The 18,457-nt window shown below is 74.6% G+C and carries 15 protein-coding genes; 11 read left to right on the plus strand and 4 right to left on the minus strand.

Features of this window, described 5'->3' with window-relative positions; genetic code table 11:
- Positions 1 to 56: 56 nt before the first annotated feature.
- The 3 genes from PWG71_RS11470 to PWG71_RS11480 form a co-directional block, all read right to left on the minus strand.
- The gene (locus PWG71_RS11470; protein WP_274809666.1) at positions 57 to 1,175 is read right to left on the minus strand and encodes a hypothetical protein; all 1,119 of its coding nucleotides are present in this window, start codon (positions 1,173 to 1,175) and stop codon (positions 57 to 59) included.
- Positions 1,176 to 1,468: 293 nt separating this feature from the next.
- A complete protein-coding gene (locus tag PWG71_RS11475) occupies positions 1,469 to 1,966 on the minus strand; it encodes a DUF6194 family protein (protein WP_274809667.1) in 498 nt (165 codons plus the stop codon).
- A gap of 149 nt (positions 1,967 to 2,115) precedes the next feature.
- On the minus strand, positions 2,116 to 3,012 hold the full coding sequence (locus PWG71_RS11480; protein WP_274809668.1) for an ADP-ribosylglycohydrolase family protein: 897 nt from the start codon (positions 3,010 to 3,012) through the stop codon (positions 2,116 to 2,118).
- A gap of 281 nt (positions 3,013 to 3,293) precedes the next feature.
- Between PWG71_RS11480 and nirB the strand changes: the two genes are divergently transcribed.
- From nirB to PWG71_RS11535, 11 genes are all read left to right on the plus strand, one after another.
- Positions 3,294 to 5,801 (plus strand): nitrite reductase large subunit NirB, encoded by a 2,508-nt coding sequence (gene nirB / locus PWG71_RS11485; protein ID WP_274809669.1) that lies wholly within the window; start codon positions 3,294 to 3,296, stop codon positions 5,799 to 5,801.
- Entirely contained in the window at positions 5,798 to 6,166 is a 369-nt protein-coding gene (gene nirD, locus PWG71_RS11490; protein ID WP_274809670.1) for a nitrite reductase small subunit NirD, read from the plus strand. The genes nirB and nirD overlap by 4 nt, the downstream gene beginning before the upstream one ends.
- Positions 6,163 to 7,323 carry a uroporphyrinogen-III synthase gene (locus tag PWG71_RS11495; protein ID WP_274809671.1) on the plus strand — a complete coding sequence of 387 codons (1,161 nt, stop codon included), beginning with the start codon at positions 6,163 to 6,165 and terminating at the stop codon, positions 7,321 to 7,323. Before nirD ends, PWG71_RS11495 begins: the two co-directional genes overlap by 4 nt.
- A gap of 5 nt (positions 7,324 to 7,328) precedes the next feature.
- Complete coding sequence (locus PWG71_RS11500) at positions 7,329 to 8,021, plus strand: sirohydrochlorin chelatase (RefSeq protein ID WP_274809672.1); 693 nt, start codon at positions 7,329 to 7,331, stop codon at positions 8,019 to 8,021.
- 98 nt (positions 8,022 to 8,119) lie between these two features.
- The gene (locus tag PWG71_RS11505; protein WP_274809673.1) at positions 8,120 to 9,268 is read left to right on the plus strand and encodes a dual specificity protein phosphatase family protein; all 1,149 of its coding nucleotides are present in this window, start codon (positions 8,120 to 8,122) and stop codon (positions 9,266 to 9,268) included.
- 272 nt (positions 9,269 to 9,540) lie between these two features.
- Complete coding sequence (locus PWG71_RS11510) at positions 9,541 to 10,287, plus strand: septal ring lytic transglycosylase RlpA family protein (RefSeq protein WP_274809674.1); 747 nt, start codon at positions 9,541 to 9,543, stop codon at positions 10,285 to 10,287.
- Positions 10,288 to 10,453: 166 nt separating this feature from the next.
- Positions 10,454 to 14,050, plus strand: coding sequence for a TM0106 family RecB-like putative nuclease (locus tag PWG71_RS11515; protein WP_274809675.1), 3,597 nt, complete (start codon positions 10,454 to 10,456; stop codon positions 14,048 to 14,050).
- 155 nt (positions 14,051 to 14,205) lie between these two features.
- A complete protein-coding gene (locus PWG71_RS11520) occupies positions 14,206 to 14,529 on the plus strand; it encodes a hypothetical protein (RefSeq protein WP_274809676.1) in 324 nt (107 codons plus the stop codon).
- Between the two features lie 9 nt (positions 14,530 to 14,538).
- Positions 14,539 to 15,012, plus strand: coding sequence for a hypothetical protein (locus tag PWG71_RS11525; protein WP_274809677.1), 474 nt, complete (start codon positions 14,539 to 14,541; stop codon positions 15,010 to 15,012).
- A 5-nt stretch (positions 15,013 to 15,017) separates the two neighbouring features.
- Complete coding sequence (locus PWG71_RS11530; RefSeq protein WP_274809927.1) at positions 15,018 to 16,259, plus strand: site-specific integrase; 1,242 nt, start codon at positions 15,018 to 15,020, stop codon at positions 16,257 to 16,259.
- 131 nt (positions 16,260 to 16,390) lie between these two features.
- Entirely contained in the window at positions 16,391 to 17,746 is a 1,356-nt protein-coding gene (locus PWG71_RS11535) for a hypothetical protein (RefSeq protein ID WP_274809678.1), read from the plus strand.
- Positions 17,747 to 17,798: 52 nt separating this feature from the next.
- Here the strand turns inward: PWG71_RS11535 and PWG71_RS11540 are convergent, their stop codons facing one another.
- Positions 17,799 to 18,314 carry a hypothetical protein gene (locus PWG71_RS11540; protein WP_274809679.1) on the minus strand — a complete coding sequence of 172 codons (516 nt, stop codon included), beginning with the start codon at positions 18,312 to 18,314 and terminating at the stop codon, positions 17,799 to 17,801.
- Between the last annotated feature and the right edge of the window lie 143 nt (positions 18,315 to 18,457).

Here is an 18,457-nt window from a genome sequence, read left to right on the forward strand (position 1 = left end):
AAGTGCTCACCTGCCGGCGGCTACGGCACCAAGTCTCACCGACCTGGCAAGTCCCATTAGGCGGCGGCGCGCAGCCCGCGCGGGTCCACCTCGGGCAGGCCCCGCTCACAGGTGTCGCACTCGGCGCGCCGGCGCACCGCGTAGGCCACCGTGGCCACCGCCAGCGCCACACCCCACACCGCCATGCCCAGGAACACCCACGCGTGCGGGTCCGACGCGGTCAGCATGCCCGCCTGCCCCATGACGATCTGCACCAGGACGCTGCGCCCCATCGCGATCAGCGCGAGCGCCACCAGTGTCGCGGGCACCACCGCCAGGGCGATCGGCACCCGGCGTCCCCTCAGCCCCACCGTCCAGAACGGGAAGCGCACGCCCCAGCGCAGGACCAGCCCCGTCATCAGCAGGGTGCCCGCCGCACCCGCCGCACCCAGGCCCACCCCGACGAACAGGGTCCCGGGGGTGGCCGCGAACTCCTCGGAGAAGTCCGCCCCCATCCCCGGCGTGATGCCCAGCAGCCACGGGAACCGCAGCGCGGGGTAGGCCAGCGAGCTCAGGCAGGCGATGAGGACCGCGACGCGGCCCACCTTCAGGGCCCGCGCCCGCACCGTGCGCTCCACCTGCGGCGTCCAGTCATGGGCGCGACCGCAGTCCGGGCAGGCGGCGCCGGCGGCCCGACGGGCCGCCAGTCCTGCCACCGCCCACAGCGCCGCTCCCACCGTGAAGAACAGCAGGGTCAGGGTCTCGGGCTTCAGGACCTGCTCCATCCACAGCCCGACCAGGCCGGGCACGAACCATGCGGCCACCGGCATGATCATCGTGTAGCCGAACAGCGCCAGCAGGCTTCCGGTGATGAAGAACACCACGGTGGCCGCCGACAGACCCCAGGCGGTGTACGCCACCGCGGGGCCGCCCCGGCCCGGGCGCGTCATCACCACCGCGCACACCGTGCCCACCAGCCCCAGGGCGAGGGTGAGCCATGCGGCCGCGGTCGACCCCCAGGTTCCGAACAGGGACCCGAATCCATCCCCCTCGGGGACGCCCGACGGCAGTAGGCCGGAGATCCATCCCAGGCCCAGGGCGAGGGCGAGGGCCGACCAGGCCAGCACGGCCCAGGTCGTCGGTGCGGGCCGCACGGCGGCGACGGGGGGTGGGACGGGGGATGTTCGGGTGTTCATGGCGGGCTCCTCAAGGGCTGTCGTTCCTGCTCCTTCGAGCCTGTCGGCACGGCCCCGCCCGGTCCTCACCCCCGCAGGGGAACCGCCTCCCCCGTTCGGGGGACCCGTGTACGCCGACGTCCCCCGCGCGTGGAGTACGCCCCGACCGATCTGGGCCGCACCCCGCGCGAACCCCTCACCGCGCCGGACCGGTGGGCCGCCGAGCACCGCCAGGACATCCGGGGCGCCGGCGAACGCCACGATCGCGCGCTCGCCGACCGACGGCCCGCCGGCGCCCCTTCGTCAGGGCCGCCTCAGTCGCGCCGGGCCCGTCGGGTGTGGCGGGCCGCGTCGCGCTCGCGCGCCGCCGTCAGCAGTTCGCGCACCCGGGCCGAGGTCGCCTCGCCCGGTGAGACCACCGCCACCCACCCCTGGGCGGCGTGGACCGGGTGGCCGATGATCCGGTCCGCCGCGGCGGGGTCCACCTCGGCGGCGTGCTCGGGGTGCGCGGCGGGAGGGTGTCCCACCAGTTCCTCGAACAGGCGCCGCCCCACCGCGATGTTGACCCGGAACACCCCGGGCCGGTCCAGTTCCGAGGCGGTGTCGAAACCGGGGTAGTCCTTGACCACGATCGTCGCGAACGGCATGCGCCGCCGTTCGTGGGCGTCCCCGTCGGGGTCGTGGAAGAAGAACACGTCCCCCCAGGCCGCCTCCGGAGCCCCGTTCTCGGGTCCGGCCCGCAACACGCCCACCTGCGGCAGCGCCGTCGTGAACCCGATGATCTCGTCCAGGGTCATCTCAAGGCCTCTCACGGTCGGTTCCCGGGCCCCGGTCGGCGGCCCGTACCTTCCATCGTGGCCTTGAACTCCTTTCTGAACCCTGGCTCCGCGTACACCCCGGAGAGCGGGGGGAGGGAGGGGAGAACCTTCAAAACGGGTCACAGGGCGGGTCGCCGGCGGCCTCAGGTCAGCGCCCACTCCGGGAGAGCCTCCACACGGGCGGCCCACTCCGGGTCCACCGCGCCGACCGCGCCCGCGCCCAGCACACCGCCCACGATCGCGCCGACGGTGTCCATGTCCCCGCCCGGGGCGACCGCCGCCCACAGCGCCGACGCCAACGTCCCCCGCAGGTGCTTGGCCACCACCCACAACGCGAACGGCACCGTGTCCAGGGCCCGTACCCGCGACCCGTTGCCCAACTCCCGGGCCACCCCCACCGGGTCGGAGACGATCAACAGGGCGCGCGCGACGCGCACCCCCTCCCACAGCGCCCCTGGGGGCAGCGCCGCGGCGACCCGGTCCAGGAACGGGCCCGGCGCCACGGCCTCACGTCGCCCCACCAGCGCGGCGGCCACGGCGACCGCCACGGCGCCGTCCACCGCCTCGGGGTGGGTGTGGGTCACCCGCGCGCTCACCGCCGCCTGCTCGACGACCGCCTCCACGTCATCGGCCAGGTGGGCGCCCAGCGGTGCCACCCGCATGGCCGCGCCGTTGCCCCACGACCCCGACCCGTCGAAGAGCCCGGATGCCAAAGGCCGGTGGTCGGCGCCCTCGCGCACCAGGCGCAGCAGCCGGCCCGTGGCCGGCCCGTACCCGCGGTCGAAGTCGTGGCGGGCGGCGAAGGAGGCCGCCAACCGGTCCGGGTCGACCCTCCCGGCGCGGGTCACCTCCAGGTACACCGACGCCGCCATCTCGGTGTCGTCGGTCCACTCCCACACGCCGGGCGGGAGTTCGCGCCCTCGGTGGAAGCGGCGGTTGTCGGGGACGAAGAACTGCGAGCCGAAGGCATCGCCCACGGCCAGGGCGGACAGGCTGGACAGGGCGCGGCGGGCGCGCTCGGAGGTGGTGGTCGTGTTCATCTCCCCTCATCCTCCCCGGATCCCGGGGGCGCGTCCACGCCCCTTCGCCCCCGGACCGAAGGACCGGACGGGTGTGACCGACCTCCCACCGGCGGCGCGCGGTACCCCGCGCACCACGCCCCACCCGGCCTTTCCCGATCGGTCGACATCCATCACTCCTCTCCGACCTGCGGCGACAGCACAACGAAACATTCCCGACACCATCGCCCAACGCACGGGTAACACCCTGGCGGTTGCCTGAAACCACCCGCCACCCCGCACCGGGAGGAGCCCACCACCCCATGGAAGAACTCGTCGTCATCGGCAACGGCATGGTCGGTCACCGACTCGTCGAGGCCCTGCGCGACCGCGACGGAGCGGGCCACTGGCACATCACCGTCGTGGGCGAGGAACCTCGCACCGCCTACGACCGTGTCGCCCTGTCCTCCTACTTCGACGGCGCCACCGCCGACGACCTGTCCCTGGGCGACCTGTCCGGACCGGCCGTCGACGTCCACGTCGACGAACGCGCCACCGCCATCGACCGCGCCACCCGGACCGTCACCACCTCCACCGGCCGCACCCTCACCTACGACCGGCTGGTCCTGGCCACCGGTTCCTCCCCCTTCGTGCCGCCGGTGCCCGGCCGCGACCTGCCCGGCTGCCACGTCTACCGCACCATCGAGGACCTGGACGCCATCACCGCCGCCGCCCGCACCGCCCGCACGGGTGTGGTCATCGGCGGCGGCCTGCTGGGGCTGGAGGCCGCCAACGCCCTGCGCCTGCTGGGGCTGGAGGCCCACGTCGTCGAACTCGCCCCGCACCTGATGCCCGCCCAGATCGACGAGGGCGCCGGCGCCCTGCTCGCCGGGCTGGTCTCGGACCTGGGCGTGCGCATCCACACCGGCACCGCCTCCACCGCGGTCGAGGCCGGCCCCGACGGCCGCGTCGCCCGTCTGCGCCTGGCCGACGGCTCCCACCTGGACACCGACCTGGTCCTCTTCTCCGTCGGCATCCGCCCCCGCGACGAACTCGCCCGCGACGCCGGCCTGACCGTGGGCGAGCGCGGCGGCATCGTCATCGACGACACCTGCACCACCGACGACGCCCACGTCCACGCCATCGGCGAGGCCGCCTGCCACCGGGGCACCGTCTACGGGCTCATCGCCCCCGGCAACGCCATGGCCGAGGTCCTGGCCGACCGTCTCGTCGGCGGCCGGGCCGCCTTCACCGGCGCCGACACCTCCACCAAGCTCAAGCTCATGGGCGTGGACGTGGCCAGCTTCGGCGACGCCCACGGCCGCACCGAGAACTGCCTGGACGTCGTCGTCAACGACGCCGCCACCGGCCGCTACGCCAAACTCGTCCTCTCCGACGACGCCACCACCCTTCTGGGCGGCGTCCTGGTCGGCGACGCCACCGCCTACGCCACCCTGCGGCCCATGGTCGGCTCGCCCCTGCCCGGCGACCCGCTCGCCCTCATCACCCCCCAGGGCGGCGAACCCCTGGGCGCCGACGCCCTGCCCGACAGCGCGCAGATCTGCTCCTGCAACGCCGTCACCAAGGGCGCCATCACGCAGGCGATCTGCGACGGCTCCCACGACGTGCCCGCGCTGAAGGCCTGCACCCGCGCCGGCACCAGCTGCGGCTCCTGCGTGCCCATGCTCAAGAACCTGCTGGACAAGGCCGGCATCGTCCAGTCCAAGGCGCTGTGCGAGCACTTCGCCCATTCCCGGACCGAACTGCTGGAGATCGTCCGCGCCACCGGCATCACCACCTTCTCGGCCCTCATCGCCGGCCACGGCACCGGCGCCGGCTGCGACATCTGCAAGCCCGCCGTCGCCTCCGTGCTGGCCTCCCTGGGCAACGGCCACATCCTGGAAGGCGAGCAGGCCACCCTCCAGGACACCAACGACCGCCACCTGGCCAACATGCAGCGCAACGGCACCTACTCGGTGGTCCCGCGCATCCCGGGCGGGGAGATCACCCCCGACAAGCTCATCGTCATCGGCGAGGTCGCCCGGGACTTCGGCCTCTACACCAAGATCACCGGCGGCCAGCGCATCGACCTGTTCGGCGCCCGCCTCGAACAACTGCCCGCCATCTGGACCCGCCTGGTCGACGCCGGGTTCGAGTCCGGGCACGCCTACGGCAAGTCCCTGCGCACCGTCAAGTCGTGCGTGGGCACCACCTGGTGCCGCTACGGCGTCCAGGACTCGGTCGGGCTGGCCATCCGCCTGGAGGAGCGCTACCGGGGTCTGCGCTCGCCCCACAAGCTCAAGTCCGCCGTCTCCGGATGCGCCCGCGAGTGCGCCGAGGCCCGCAGCAAGGACTTCGGCATCATCGCCACCGACCAGGGCTGGAACCTGTACGTGGGCGGCAACGGCGGCTTCACCCCCCGCCACGCCGACCTGCTCGCCTCCGACCTGGACGAGGCCACCCTCATCCGCTACATCGACCGGTTCCTGATGTTCTACATCCGCACCGCCGACCGCCTCCAGCGCACCGCCCCCTGGATCGAGGCCATGGAGGGCGGCCTGGACCACCTGCGCGAGGTCGTGGTGGACGACTCCCTGGGCATCGGCGCCGAACTGGAGGACGCCATGGAACGCCACGTCGCCTCCTACACCGACGAGTGGGCCGCGGTCCTGGCCGACCCCGACAAGCTGGCCCGGTTCCAGTCCTTCGCCAACGCCCCCGACACCCCCGACCCCACCGTCGCCTTCACCACCACCCGCGACCAGCCCGTCCCCACCGAACCCGTCCGGCTCGGCATGCCGGCCCTGCGCACCCGGGAGAGTGCACGATGACCACCTTCGCCACCGAGGCCGCCGCCACCCGGATCGACGCCTGCTCCAGCGCGAGACTGAGCCCCGACGACGGTGTCGCCGTCCTGTTGCCCGACGGACGCCAGGCCGCCCTGTTCCGCACCCGCGGCGGAGAGCTGTACGCCGTCGACAACATCGACCCCTACACCGGGGCGGCCGTCCTGGCACGCGGTATCGTGGGGGACCGCGCCGGTGAACCGACCGTCGCCTCGCCGCTGCTCAAGAACGTCTTCTCCCTGCGCACCGGGCGCAGCCTGGAGGATCCCGACATCCGACTGACCACCTGGCGGGTCGACGATGACGGCACCACGGTGCGCATCGACACCCGTGTGGAGGACGCACCGTGAACGCCGCCTCGACGACCACGTCGGCGGCCCGCGCCGCCGGCCCGCCCACCACCGCGCCCCTGGCCGGGTTCACCGTGGCGGTCACCGCCGCCCGCCGCGCCGACGAGCTGTCGGCCCTGCTGCGCCGCAAGGGCGCCCAGGTCATCGCCGCCCCGGCGCTGCGCATCGTCCCCTTGAGCGACGACCAGCGTCTGGCGGCGGTCTCCGAGGAACTCGTGCGCCGCCCCGCCGACGTCGTCATCGCCACCACCGGCATCGGTTTTCGCGGCTGGGTGGAGGCCTGTGAGACCTGGGGGACCGTCGAGGGTCTGCTCGGTTCCCTGCGCACCTCCCGGTTGCTGGCGCGCGGCCCCAAGGCCAAGGGGGCCATCCGCGCCGCCGGGCTCACCGAGGAGTGGTCGCCGCCCTCGGAGTCCTCCGCCGAGGTCCTGGACTACCTCCTCGAACGCGGCGTCCACGGGCTGCGGGTCGCCATCCAGCTCCACGGCGAGCCCCTGCCCGACTTCACCGCCGCCCTGCGCCTGGCCGGCGCGGAGGTCGTGGAGATCCCCGTCTACCGGTGGACCCAGCCCGAGCAGACCGCGCCCCTGGACCGCCTCATCGAGGCCATCGTGGGCGGGGGAGTGGACGCCGTCACCTTCACCAGCGCCCCGGCCGCCGCCGGGCTCCTGCTGCGCGCGCGCACCATCGGCCACGCCGACGCCCTCGTGCAGGCCTTGCGCCGCGACGTGCTGGCCATGTGCGTGGGCCCGGTCACCGCCCGCCCGCTCATGGCCCACGACGTTCCCACGGTGTGGCCCGAACGCGCCCGCATCGGCTCCCAGGTCCGCACGCTCGCCGAGGAGCTGCCCGCCCGTTTCCCCACCCTGTCGGTGGCCGGGCACCGGTTGCGGCTGCGCGGCCACGCCGTCCTGGTCGACGGCACCGTCCACACCCTCTCGCCCACCCTCATGCGGCTGATGCGCGCCCTGGCCCAGCGCCCCGGCCAGGTCATGGACCGCACCCGCCTGCTCACCTGTCTGGGCGAGGACGCCGACGCCCACGCCGTGGAGACCGCCGTGGCGCGCCTGCGCACCGCCCTGGGCGATGCCAAGATCATCCAGACGGTCGTCAAACGCGGTTACCGGCTGGCCCTGGACACCTTCGAATGCGAGTGAGGGACGTGAACAGGAACCCCACCCTGCTGCTGGCCGTGCACGGCACCCGTGACCCGCGCGGCACCGCCGTCGCCCACTCCCTGGCCCTGCGGGTGGCCGAACTGGCGCGGGTCCCCACCCGGTTGGCCTTCGCCGACGTGCTCGCCCCCACCGTCGGCGACGTGGCCGCCGACAGCCCCGGGCCGCTGGTCGTGGTCCCGGCGTTCCTGGCCGCCGGCTACCACGTGCGCGCCGACATCCCCGAGCAGCTCGCCCGCGCCGGACGCGCCGACGCCGTCATCACCCCCGCCCTGGGCGATCACCCCGCCGTGCGGGACGTGGCCGTGCGCCGCCTGCGCCGCGCCGGGTACCGGCCCGGCGACGCCGTGGTGCTGGGCTGCGCCGGGACCTCCGACACGCGCGCCATGGGCGACCTGGAGCGCGCCGCCGACGCCCTGGCGGCCCGTCTGGGCAGCCCGGTCCACCTCGGGTTCGTCGCGACCTGCGGTCCCACCGTCGCCGACCGTGTCACCGAACTGCGGGCGCGGGGGCACCGGCGGGTGGCGGTGGCGTCGTGGCTGCTGGCGCCGGGCCTGTTCCAGCGGCGTCTGGCCGCCTGCGGCGCCGATGTGGTCGCCGACCCCCTGTGCCCGGACGCGGCCGTCGCCCACGCGGTGGCCGCCCGCTACCACGGGGCGGCGATCCCCCAGCCCGTCTGAGTCGGGCCGGAGGTGGCCGGAAGCGGCAACCGGGTGCGTGCGACCCGCCGGCGGGGAAGACATCCCGGTGGACCCGCCCCGTGCCCGAGAGGCAGACCATGGTCACCCTCCCTCACACCCCCGACGACATCCGCGCCCCCGCCCGGGACCGCGCCATGGGCGCCCTGAGCGGCGCGGCCGCCGCCACCGCGCTGGTCGGCGCCGGCCCCGATCTGCTCACCCGGTTCCTGGCCCCGGCCCCTTCCCCCGCGGCCCGCGCCGCCCACCTGACCCGCACCGCCCTCGAAGACACCGGCGAGCCGCCCGCCGATCCCCTCGAACGCGCCTGGGTCGGGGTGCTGCGCACGCTGATCCGGACCGGGGCGGCCCCCGACCGGGTGGACGCCCTCGAACACGCTCCCTCCGACGACCCCCTCGGCGTCTCCTGGCGGTCCCTGACCCGCACCCCGGTGCCCGAGCACCGGCCCCACCTGGGGTCCTTCGCCTGCACCCACCTCGTGGACACCGTCTGGGCCGCCTACACCACCGCCGGCGACCTGGCGGCCGTGTACGCCGGGGCCCTGGCCGGCGCCCGCTGGGGGCTGTCGGCGATCCCCCTCCAGGCCCTGCGGGTCCTGTCCGAGACGATCGACCCCCACGTCCTGATCATCGACGCCCTCACCCGCGCCGGCGGTGCCCGCCCCGACCACTGGCCCCAGGCGTCGGTCCTGGTCGGCGAACCGCGACGGCTGCCGCCCTTCGCCGTCCCCCACCCCCTGGACCCCCAGGTCCTGTTGGGCAACATCGACCACCTGCGCGCCCACCCCGACAGCGTCGACGCCGTGGTGTCGCTGTGCCGCACCCACCCCACCGACGCCCCCCACCTGGCGCCCGTCGACTGGATCCGGGTGTGGCTGCACGACAGTCCCGAGGTCAACACCAACCTGCACTTCACCCTCGACGAGGCCGCCGCCGCGGTCGCCGCCCTGCGCGCCGAGGGCAAACGGGTCCTGCTGCACTGCTGGGCCGGGGCCTCGCGCACCCCGGCCGTGGCCGCGCGCTACGCCGCCGCCGGGCTGGGCGCGCCGGTCCTGCCGGCGCTGTCCCTGCTGATCCGCACCGTCGGCGGCCATTTGGACAACCCCTCCCTGGCCCGGGCCGTCGCCCGCCTCAGCGGACACGATCTGCCCGATCCGGCCCGATCCCTCTTCCCCGAGGGGGTTCCGCCGCGCCGCGCCGACCTGCCCGATCGGCGCACCACCGGCTAGAGGGCGGGTATCGGTCCATCGCTCAGGGACGGTGAGAAGTTCCACAAACCCCCGCTTTCCGGTACCGTGACCCCAGCGTTACCCCTTAGGCTCTGCGCTCAGACCCCGCGTGATGCCACACGGCGGTCCCTCCGACCCCGCACCGGGCCCCTGTACGGCCCGGACCACCGGGGTCCCGCACCCGGCGCACCCCCCGCCCTCCGGATGGGCGATGCCGTGCGCGGGTCGCCGAGCGGCCCGCCCTGCCCTGTTCCCGTTCAAAGGACTTCGACGTGGGCGAACACCAGCCCCAGACCTCACCGGTCGACGAAGGGGCCACCCTTCCCGGCCCCGCCCCCGGGCCCGCGCCCGCGGGCCCGCGCGTGGCCGCCAAGCGCGCACGCCGCAAGCGCACCCTCATCCTGGCCGGCGCCGCCGGCCTGGCCCTGATCGTGGGCGGTACCGCCACCGCCGCCGTCATCACCTCCGGCGCGGGACCCGACTCGGCCGGCAACGCCGTCGTGGTCCCCGAGGCCGACCCCGATCCGCTCGTCCCACAGGAGGAGGGCTCCGCCGGTCCCGACACCGAGGCCGCCCAGGGGGCCGAGACCGCCATCGCCGGGGCCACCCAGACCACCAGCGTCGACGCCTCCGACGTCCTGGACGAGCCCGAACCGGACCCGGACCCGGAGCCGGAGTCCTCCTCCGGAGGCGGGACCTCCGGCGGTGGCGGCGGTGAGCCCACCGGTGAGGGCGGCACCTGCGAGGCCTCCTACTACGGGGCCGACTTCGCCGGTCGCACCACCGCCAACGGGGAGACCTTCGACCCCAACGCGATGACCGCCGCCCACAAGACCCTGCCCTTCGGCACCATGGTCCAGGTCACCAACCCCAACAACGGCAAGTCGGTGACCGTGCGCATCAACGACCGCGGTCCCTTCATCGCCGGACGTTGCCTGGACCTGTCCACGGTCGCGTTCGACCAGATCATCGGCACCGGAGCCGGTGTGGGCCAGGTGCAGTGGCAGGTCGTGTCGTAGCCGCCCGCGACCCCGTGCGGCGCCCCGTCCTCCCCTCGGGAGGGCGGGGCGCCGCGCTCTGTCGGGGACCGCGACCCCGCGTGTGGACCCCCACACGTCCCCACCCCGTGGCACAATCCCCACCAATCGAAGATCATCACCGCCGACACGCGAGGGAGCAGGGGCGTTGTTCCGCACCACCACCGGTTGGGTCGTCTCACCCACCGACCTCGTCGACACCCTCGAATGCGATCACCGCAGCGCCCTGAAGGCCGCCCTGGCCGCCCGTGTCGAGGGCGCCCCCGCCCCCGAACCCGTCGACCCCCTCGTCGCCCACCACGGCCACCTGCACGAACAGGCCGAACTCGAACGCCTCACCGCCCTGTTCGGCCGCGTCGTGCACATCCCCGACCCCCACCCCGACGACGCCTCCCTGGCCGAGGCCGCCACCGCCACCACCCGCGCGATGGCCGAGGGCGCACCCGTCATCTACCAGGGCTGCTTCCACCACCCCCTGCCCGCCCGGGGGCGGATCCCCGTCGCCTTCCACGGCCGCGCCGACTTCCTCATCCGCTCCGACCTGGACCCCGCCACCGGGGGCACCCGCGCCGACGCCGACCCCGACGAGCCCTGGACCTACGAACCCTGGGACACCAAACTCGCCCGCCGCCCCGGCCCCGGTGCCGTCGTCCAGCTCGCCGCCTACGCCCACGCCGTCGCCGTGGCCACCGGCCGCACCCCCCGCCGCATGCACCTGCTCACCGGCGACGGCCACACCCACAGCCTGGACACCACCGACTTCACCCCCATCCTGGGCACCGTCACCGGCCGGCTGCTGACCTCCCTGGCCACCGACCCCACCCTGCCCTCGCCCACCTGGGGTCCGCCCCGCCCCTCCTGCGAGGGCTGCGGTTACACCGCCTGGTGCTCCCAAGGGCGCACCGCCGCCCGCCACCTGTCCCTGGTGGCGGGTCTGCGCACCGACCAGGCCGCCAAACTCGCCGACGTCGGGATCACCACCATCGACGCCCTGGCCGAGGCCGACGACGAGCACCGTCCGCCCACCCTGCCCCGCCGCTCCTTCGAGCAGCTGCGCGCCCAGGCCTGCCTCCAGGTCCGCCAGGACACCACCCGCACCCCCGACAACCCCCAGGGCACCGTCACCGCCGAGGTGTTCTCCCACGACGGCCTGGCCGGGCTGCCCGCGCCCGCCACCGGTGACGTGTTCTTCGACATGGAGGGCTACCCGTACCACTCCCGCGACGGCGGCCGCGGCCTGGAGTACCTGTTCGGCGCCACCACCGAGGACGAGCACGGCGCCGAGACCTTCCACACCTTCTGGGCCCACGACCGCGCCCAGGAGAAGAAGGCCCTGGAGGACTTCGTCGACTTCGTGTGCGCGCGCGTGGACGCCGACCCCGACGCGCACGTCTACCACTACGCCTCCTATGAGGTGGACCGCCTCAAACACCTCAGCTCGGAGTTCGCCACCCGGGAGGAGGAGGTCAACCGGCTGCTGCGCGAACACCGCCTCGTCGACCTGTACACCGTGGTCCGCAAGAGCCTGCGCGTGTCCCAGCGCTCCTACTCCATCAAGTACCTCGAACCGCTCTACCTGCCCGCCGCCCGCTCCGGCGGCGTCACCACCGCCACCTCCAGCATCGACGCCTACGCCGCCCACCTGGCCGCGGCCGAGGCCGGAGACCACGACGAGGCCGACCGGGTGTTGGCCGACATCGCCGCCTACAACCGCGACGACTGCCACTCCACCGCCCGCCTGCGCGACTGGTTGGAGGAGCACCGCACCCTCCAGGGCATCACCGACCGGCCCGTGGTCCAGCTCGAACTCACCGAGGCCGAGGCCGAACGCGCCCGCAAACGCGCCGAACGCCTGGCCCGCCAGGCCGCCATCACCGGCCCGCTGCTGGAGGAGCTCCCCGAGGACCCCGCACAGCGCACCGAGGAGGACGTCGCCCGCGCCTCCCTGGCCGCCCTGGTCGGCTACTACCAGCGTGAGAACCTGCCGCCCTGGCGCGAGCACTACCGCCGCACCAACGCGCCCCTCACCGACCTGGAGACCGACACCGACTGCGCCGTGCCCTGGCGGGTCCGCGCGGGGGAGTGGATCGAACCCACCGGCCGTCAGAAGAAGGCCCGCCGCGAACTCGACCTGCGCCTGGACACCTCCCACCCCCACCCCTTCACCACCGGTCAGGACGTGCACCTGCTCTACCCCGGCGCCCCCGGGCACCCCGCCACCGCCGCCCAGGCCACCGTCGCCGACGCCCGCCCCGACACCCTCACCATCGTGGAGACCTGCGACGCCGACGTCCTGCACTTTCGCCACCCCGTCGCGGTCCTGCCGGGCTCACCGGTCAACCCCGCCCCCAAGGACGGCGCGCTGGAACTGGTCGCCGGACGCGCCCTGGAGGACCTGCCCGCCTGGCCCCGTCACTCCGGGCTGGACCTCCTTCGCCGTATCCCCCCGCGCCTGGACCCGCCCGGTCCGCTCCCGGACCCGGCCGACCACGACGGCGACCTCATCGCCGCGACCATCGCCGCCGTGGACCGCCTGGACGGCTCCTACCTGGCCGTGCAGGGCCCGCCCGGCGCCGGCAAGACCTACCTGGCCGGGCGCCTCATCACCCACCTGGCCCGCCAGGGCAAGAGCGTGGGCGTGTGCTCCACCAGCCACAAGGCCGTCGAGAACGTGATGTCGGCCGCGCTGCGCGCCGCCGAGGAGGCCGGCGTCGAGCTGCCCGCCGCCAAACGCGCCAAGTCCAGGAAGGACGCCGACCCCGACCTGCCCTGGGACCAGCCCACCACCCCCCAGGCGTTGTCGGGGTGGCGCACCGGGCACACCGCCGAGGGCCGCCCCGTCCTCATCGGCGGCACCGCCTGGGCGATGGCCAACGCCACCATGGTCGCCGACCCCGTGGACGTGCTCATCATCGACGAGGCCGGCCAGTTCGCTTTGGCCGACACCCTGGCGGTGTCGGCCTCGGCCCGCAACCTGGTCCTGCTGGGCGACCCCCAGCAACTGCCCCAGGTGGTCCAGGGCACCCACGGCGAGGGGGCCGACGCCTCCGCCCTGCAACACCTCATGGGCGGCCGTCAGATCATCGACCCCGCCCGCGGTTACTTCCTCGACCAGACCCGACGCATGCACCCGGCCGTGTGCGCCCCCGTGTCGGACCTGTCCTACCAGGGGCGCCTGCACGCCCACCCCACCACCGCCCTGCGCGCCCTGGCCGTCCACGAACCCGGCCTGTACGCGCACGTCGTCGACCACCGGGGCCGCACCACCCACAGCCCCGAGGAGGTCGACGCCGTCGTGGCCATCGCCACCTCCCTGGTCGCCGACAAGGTCACGACCGGACCCGACGGCGGGCCCCGCCCCCTGACCGGTCACGACATCCTCGTCGTGGCCCCCTACAACCTCCAGGTGCGGGCCCTGCGCCGCGCCCTGGCCCGCGCCGCCGAGACCGACCCCGCCCTGGAGGGGATCCGGGTCGGTACCGTCGACCGTTTCCAGGGCCAGGAGGCCCCCGCCGTCATCTGCTCCATGACCACCTCCGACGCCGCCGAGACCAGCCGCGGCACCGCGTTCGTCCTGGACCGCAACCGCCTCAACGTCGCCCTGTCCCGGGCCCAGTTGGCGGCGGTGCTCGTCCACTCCCCGCACCTGACCGCGACCGCGCCCCGCAGCATCGACGAACTGCGGCTGCTGGCCTCCTTCACCCGCCTGTCCACCGCCGCCCGCCCCTGGCCCGACCACCGCTGACGACACGCCGTCACCGGTTCCGGGCCCCCTCGGGGTGGAGTACGTTTTACAGAGCACGCCCCCTGTCACGGGCGGCCCGCGCGCACTCGGGCCCGTCCGCCGCGCGTGCGCGACGGCCCACCCTCGACCCGTTCTCGAAAGGCACCCCGGCCCCCGTGTCCGACAGTCCCTCCGCCTCCGGCGGTGGCCGCAACACCCGCCACCCCACCGGAATCCGCGTCGTCGTCCTCATCCTGGCCCTGATGGCCCTCGTCCTGGGTCCCGCCGGGTACCTCATGGGCACCGACGCCGAATCCCACGCCGGTTCCGCCGCCGAATGGTTCACCCTCGCCTTCGGCGCGTTCGTCGGCATCCCCCTGCTGGCCGCCGCCGTGGCCACCGTCGCCGGCGACCGCAAGGCCGCCCTGTGGTCCCTGGTCCTGCTGGCCTGGCCCCTGGTGTTCGTGTCCCTGATCCATCTGACCCCTCTGGGCGGATAGGCTCCGGGCGTGTCACCCAAGAAGCGCAGGCAGCGCAAACGCCAGGAGGACCGGCCCCGCGACACCGCCGTGCCCCCCGCCCCGGCGGCGGGGGAGCGCAAGGTCTCGCGCACCCCGGTGGCCGTCGACGACCCGCCCGACCGGCGGGTCACCGCGCTGTGGGTGGTCCTGGCCCTGGCCTGGGGGCTGGGCGCCCCGCTGGCGCTGGCGATCCTGCTGTTCACCACCCTGGACGCCGCCGCGGTCGATCCCGCCGGCCCCGGGGCGCAGGACGCCGTGGACTCCATCGGCAACGCCCTGATCTGGTTGCTGGTGCTGGCCCTGGTGGTGCCGGCCGCCGCCGCCATCGCCGCCGCGGTCCTCAAACGCAAGATCGCCGCCATCGGGTTCACCGCCGCGTTGATCGTCTCGGCGGTCCCCCTGTTCTGGGTGATGCCCCCGGCCGAGTTGTGGGACGCGCTGCGCACCCACCTGTTCGGTTGAGGCCGCTGCCCGTGGAGGAGGAGACCGTGCGGGTCCCCGACCGCGCCCCCGCCCTGCCGGCCGCCGTGCGCACCCGCCTGGAGGCGGGCACCCACAGCGTCCTGATCGACACCCGCGCCCTGGAACGGGTCCGCGACCGTTTCGACGACGACCAGGCCCGCGCCCTGGGCCGGTTCCTGGCCAACGCCCAATCGCCCAACACCCTGCGCGCCTACCGCACCGACTGGACCGCGTTCATCGCCTGGTGCCTGGCCGAGGAGCGCACGTCGCTGCCCGCGGACCCGGTCGACGTCGCCGTCTACCTGGCCGCCTGCGCCGAGGCCCGCACCCCCGACGGCCGCTGGGCGTTGGCCCCGGCCAGCATCGAACGCCGCGCCGCCGCCATCGCGGCCGTGCACGGCGCCCACGGCCTGGAATCGCCCACCCGCGCCGAGGTGGTGCGCCTGACGCTGCGCGGTATCCGCCGCACCCGGCGGGCCCGCCCCCGCCGCAAGGACCCGGTGGTACTGGCCACCCTGGAGAGCCTGCTGTCCCACCGCCCGCCCGAGGGGCACCCCGGCGGGATCACCCGCCGCCGCGACACGGTGCTGCTGCTGACCGGGTTCGCCGGGGCGCTGCGCCGATCGGAGCTGGCCGGCGTCACCTTCGACGACATCACCGTGCGCACCGACCCCGTCGGCGGGGCCACCACGCTGGTGGTGGAGCTGGGCGCCACCAAGACCGACCAGGAGGGCCGGCGCGGCCACAGCGTGGCGCTGCCCCGGGGCCGGCACCGCCACACGTGTCCGGTGTGCGCGCTGGCCGACTGGGCCCAGGTGCGCGCCGCCCACCTGGGAGGCGGGGCCGAGGCGGTGCGCGCCCTGCTCGTGGAGACCCCGGGCGCGCCCGTCGCCCCGGTCCACCGGTGCGGGTCGCTGACCGCCGCGGACCTGGCGCCGTTGGCCGACGGCACCGGCCGCCCCCTGCTGGTGTCGGTCTCACGCCACGGCGCCCTGGGTGTCAGGGCGATGACCGGGCAGGCGGTGGGGGACGTGGTCAAACGTTACGCCGCGCGCGCCGGACTGGACCCCGACGACTTCGGGGGGCACTCGCTGCGCGCCGGTTTCGCCACCCAGGCGGCCCTGGGCGGGGCCGCCGACCGTGAGATCATGCGTCAGGGCCGGTGGACCAACGCGCGCACGGTGCACGACTACATCCGCAGCGCCGACCCCTTGGACGACAACGCGGTGACCCGGCTGGGGCTGTGACACCCGGGAGGCGGGCGCGTCGCGAATCTCGAATCGTCAACAAACCCACCAGTAGACACTGAAAACAGCACGTAACGTGCGATCCTTCCCTCACGACACATTAGGTTGGTTGCGTGAGAAAGGGGACGGCCATGGTCGACGAATTCCGCGACGCATTCCAACGATTGATCGACGCCTCGGTCGCCGCCGACCCCCGTGAATTCCCCTCGGCCGTCAACCGGGTCCTGGCCCTGGCCTCCCGGATCCCCGTCTCCGAACGCGAACTCGCCCTGGAGGCACTGGCCCCCCTGCTCACCGGCGACCACGCCGCCCCCGGCATCACCGCCGACCTGTGCGTCGTGGCCGGAGCCCTCGTCGAGATGGGCACCGACCCCGGCCCCAGCGGCCCCGAGGTCCTGCGCCGCCTGCGCGCCATCGGCCGCGGCGCCATCGTCTTCGCCCGCGCCTGGCAGCGCACCGGCGGCGGACACCCCCCCGACCCCGACTCCGTCACCGCCGACGACGAGGCCCGCGTGGCAGGCGACCTGGGCGCCGACGCCCCCGGCGCCACCATGTGCTGGTGGACCGTCGCCCGCCACGGCCTGGCCGCCAAGACCATGCTCAGCCGGCCCGGCGTCCGCTCCCACGTACGCAGCGACCCCACCCTGCACGCCGAACTCGTCGCCGTCACCAACCAGCTCGGCGACCACCTGCCCGACCTGCACCAGGTCCGCGCCCTGCTGCGCATGGCCGAGGCCGGCTCCGCCCTGATCCTGGACCGCCGCTCCGGCCGCGCCTTCCGTGTCCTGTTCGACGGCATCGGCGACAACTTCCAGCTCCACACCCTGCTCGCCGACGCCCTCGTCGGCGCCTCCGGTCGGGGTCTGGACGGAGAACCTCCCGACCCGCGCTGGGTCAGGGCCTTCCGCGACGGCGAGCCCGACCCGGCCGCCCGCACCGTGCGCGGCTGGTGGAACCTGGTCGCCCACGACGGCACCTGGGTGTGGAACGAGGGCGTGCCCGCCGAGATCCCCACCCTGCGGGGCGAGCACGTCGTGGTCCTGGACGAGCAGCCCTACCCCCGTTCCTGGAACGCCCGACGGCGTCACCCCCAGGTGCGGGGCTGGTTGGAGGTCGAGGAGGAACTGACCGAGGAGGAGGCGGACCTGTGGTGGAAGCGGGTCGCCCCCGCCGAACCCGCCATCCCCGACCCCACCGACGACGCCACCCCCATCCCCGAGCCGATCCTGGCCGGGGACGACCACGGGGCCGAACGGATCCGCGGGTTCCTGCCCCCCGAGCCCGACCCGGTCCGCGCCGCCGAACCCCCACCCCAGGCCCCGCCCGGCCCGGCCCCCACGCCGTTGATCGGGGAACCCGTCCCGCGTCCCGAGCCCTCGCGGCCCGAACCCCGGCGCACGGGTGACCCGTCCTCGGGCGGCACCGGGCTGCCGCCCCTGCCGCCCGGTGTCTCCAACAGCTCCGCGTGGGGACCCACCTGGCGCTGAGACCCCGGTCCGGACCGTTCACCGGCCCGAGGCGTCCACGCGCGGAACGGCCTCAGGCCCGGTGCCGGGGCACGTGCGGGGCCTCGGCGCGGGTCTGCGCCTCCTGCGGACCGCCGCCCTCCTCGTGCAGGCCTTGGAAGTACTCCTCCTCGGTGACCTCGTGCTCCTCGGGGCGTCGCCAGCGCCCGCCCACGAACACCGTGGACCCCAGCACCAGCGCCACCGGAACGAACACGCCCAACGGCAACAGGTCCATGGCGCCCTCGAACCCGGGCACCGGCGGCAGCCGCTCCAACAGGTGGACGCGCACCAGCGCCACGGCGGTCAGGGAGCCCAGGACCAACGCCACCGACAGCGGCAGCATCGGCGTCAGCCGCGGGGGAACGGCCATCAACGCCACGATCACCCCCACGCCCACCAGTCCGGCCAGCACCAGGGGACCGGTGCCCTCCAGTACGCCGCGCTCGGATGCGTGCAGGGTGCGCAGGTGGGAGAAGGCCCAACCACAGGCCAGCACCAGGACGGGTCCGAGGATCAGACCGGACAGGAAGCCGACGAAATGTCGCACGGGGGTGCTCCTCTCAGGGGTTGCGGAGAACCTTAGCGACAAACCCCGAGTTCAGCACACGAAAGACGCGGAACCCCATTACTCGGGCGGTCTCGGATCCCCTCCGCCCCACCGGCGGGCGACCGGCGCACCGGATCCCTCCC

Origin of the sequence: Nocardiopsis sp. N85, assembly GCF_028882275.1 — a bacterium.
In the GTDB taxonomy this organism is placed as follows: Bacteria; Actinomycetota; Actinomycetes; order Streptosporangiales; family Streptosporangiaceae; genus Nocardiopsis; species Nocardiopsis lambiniae.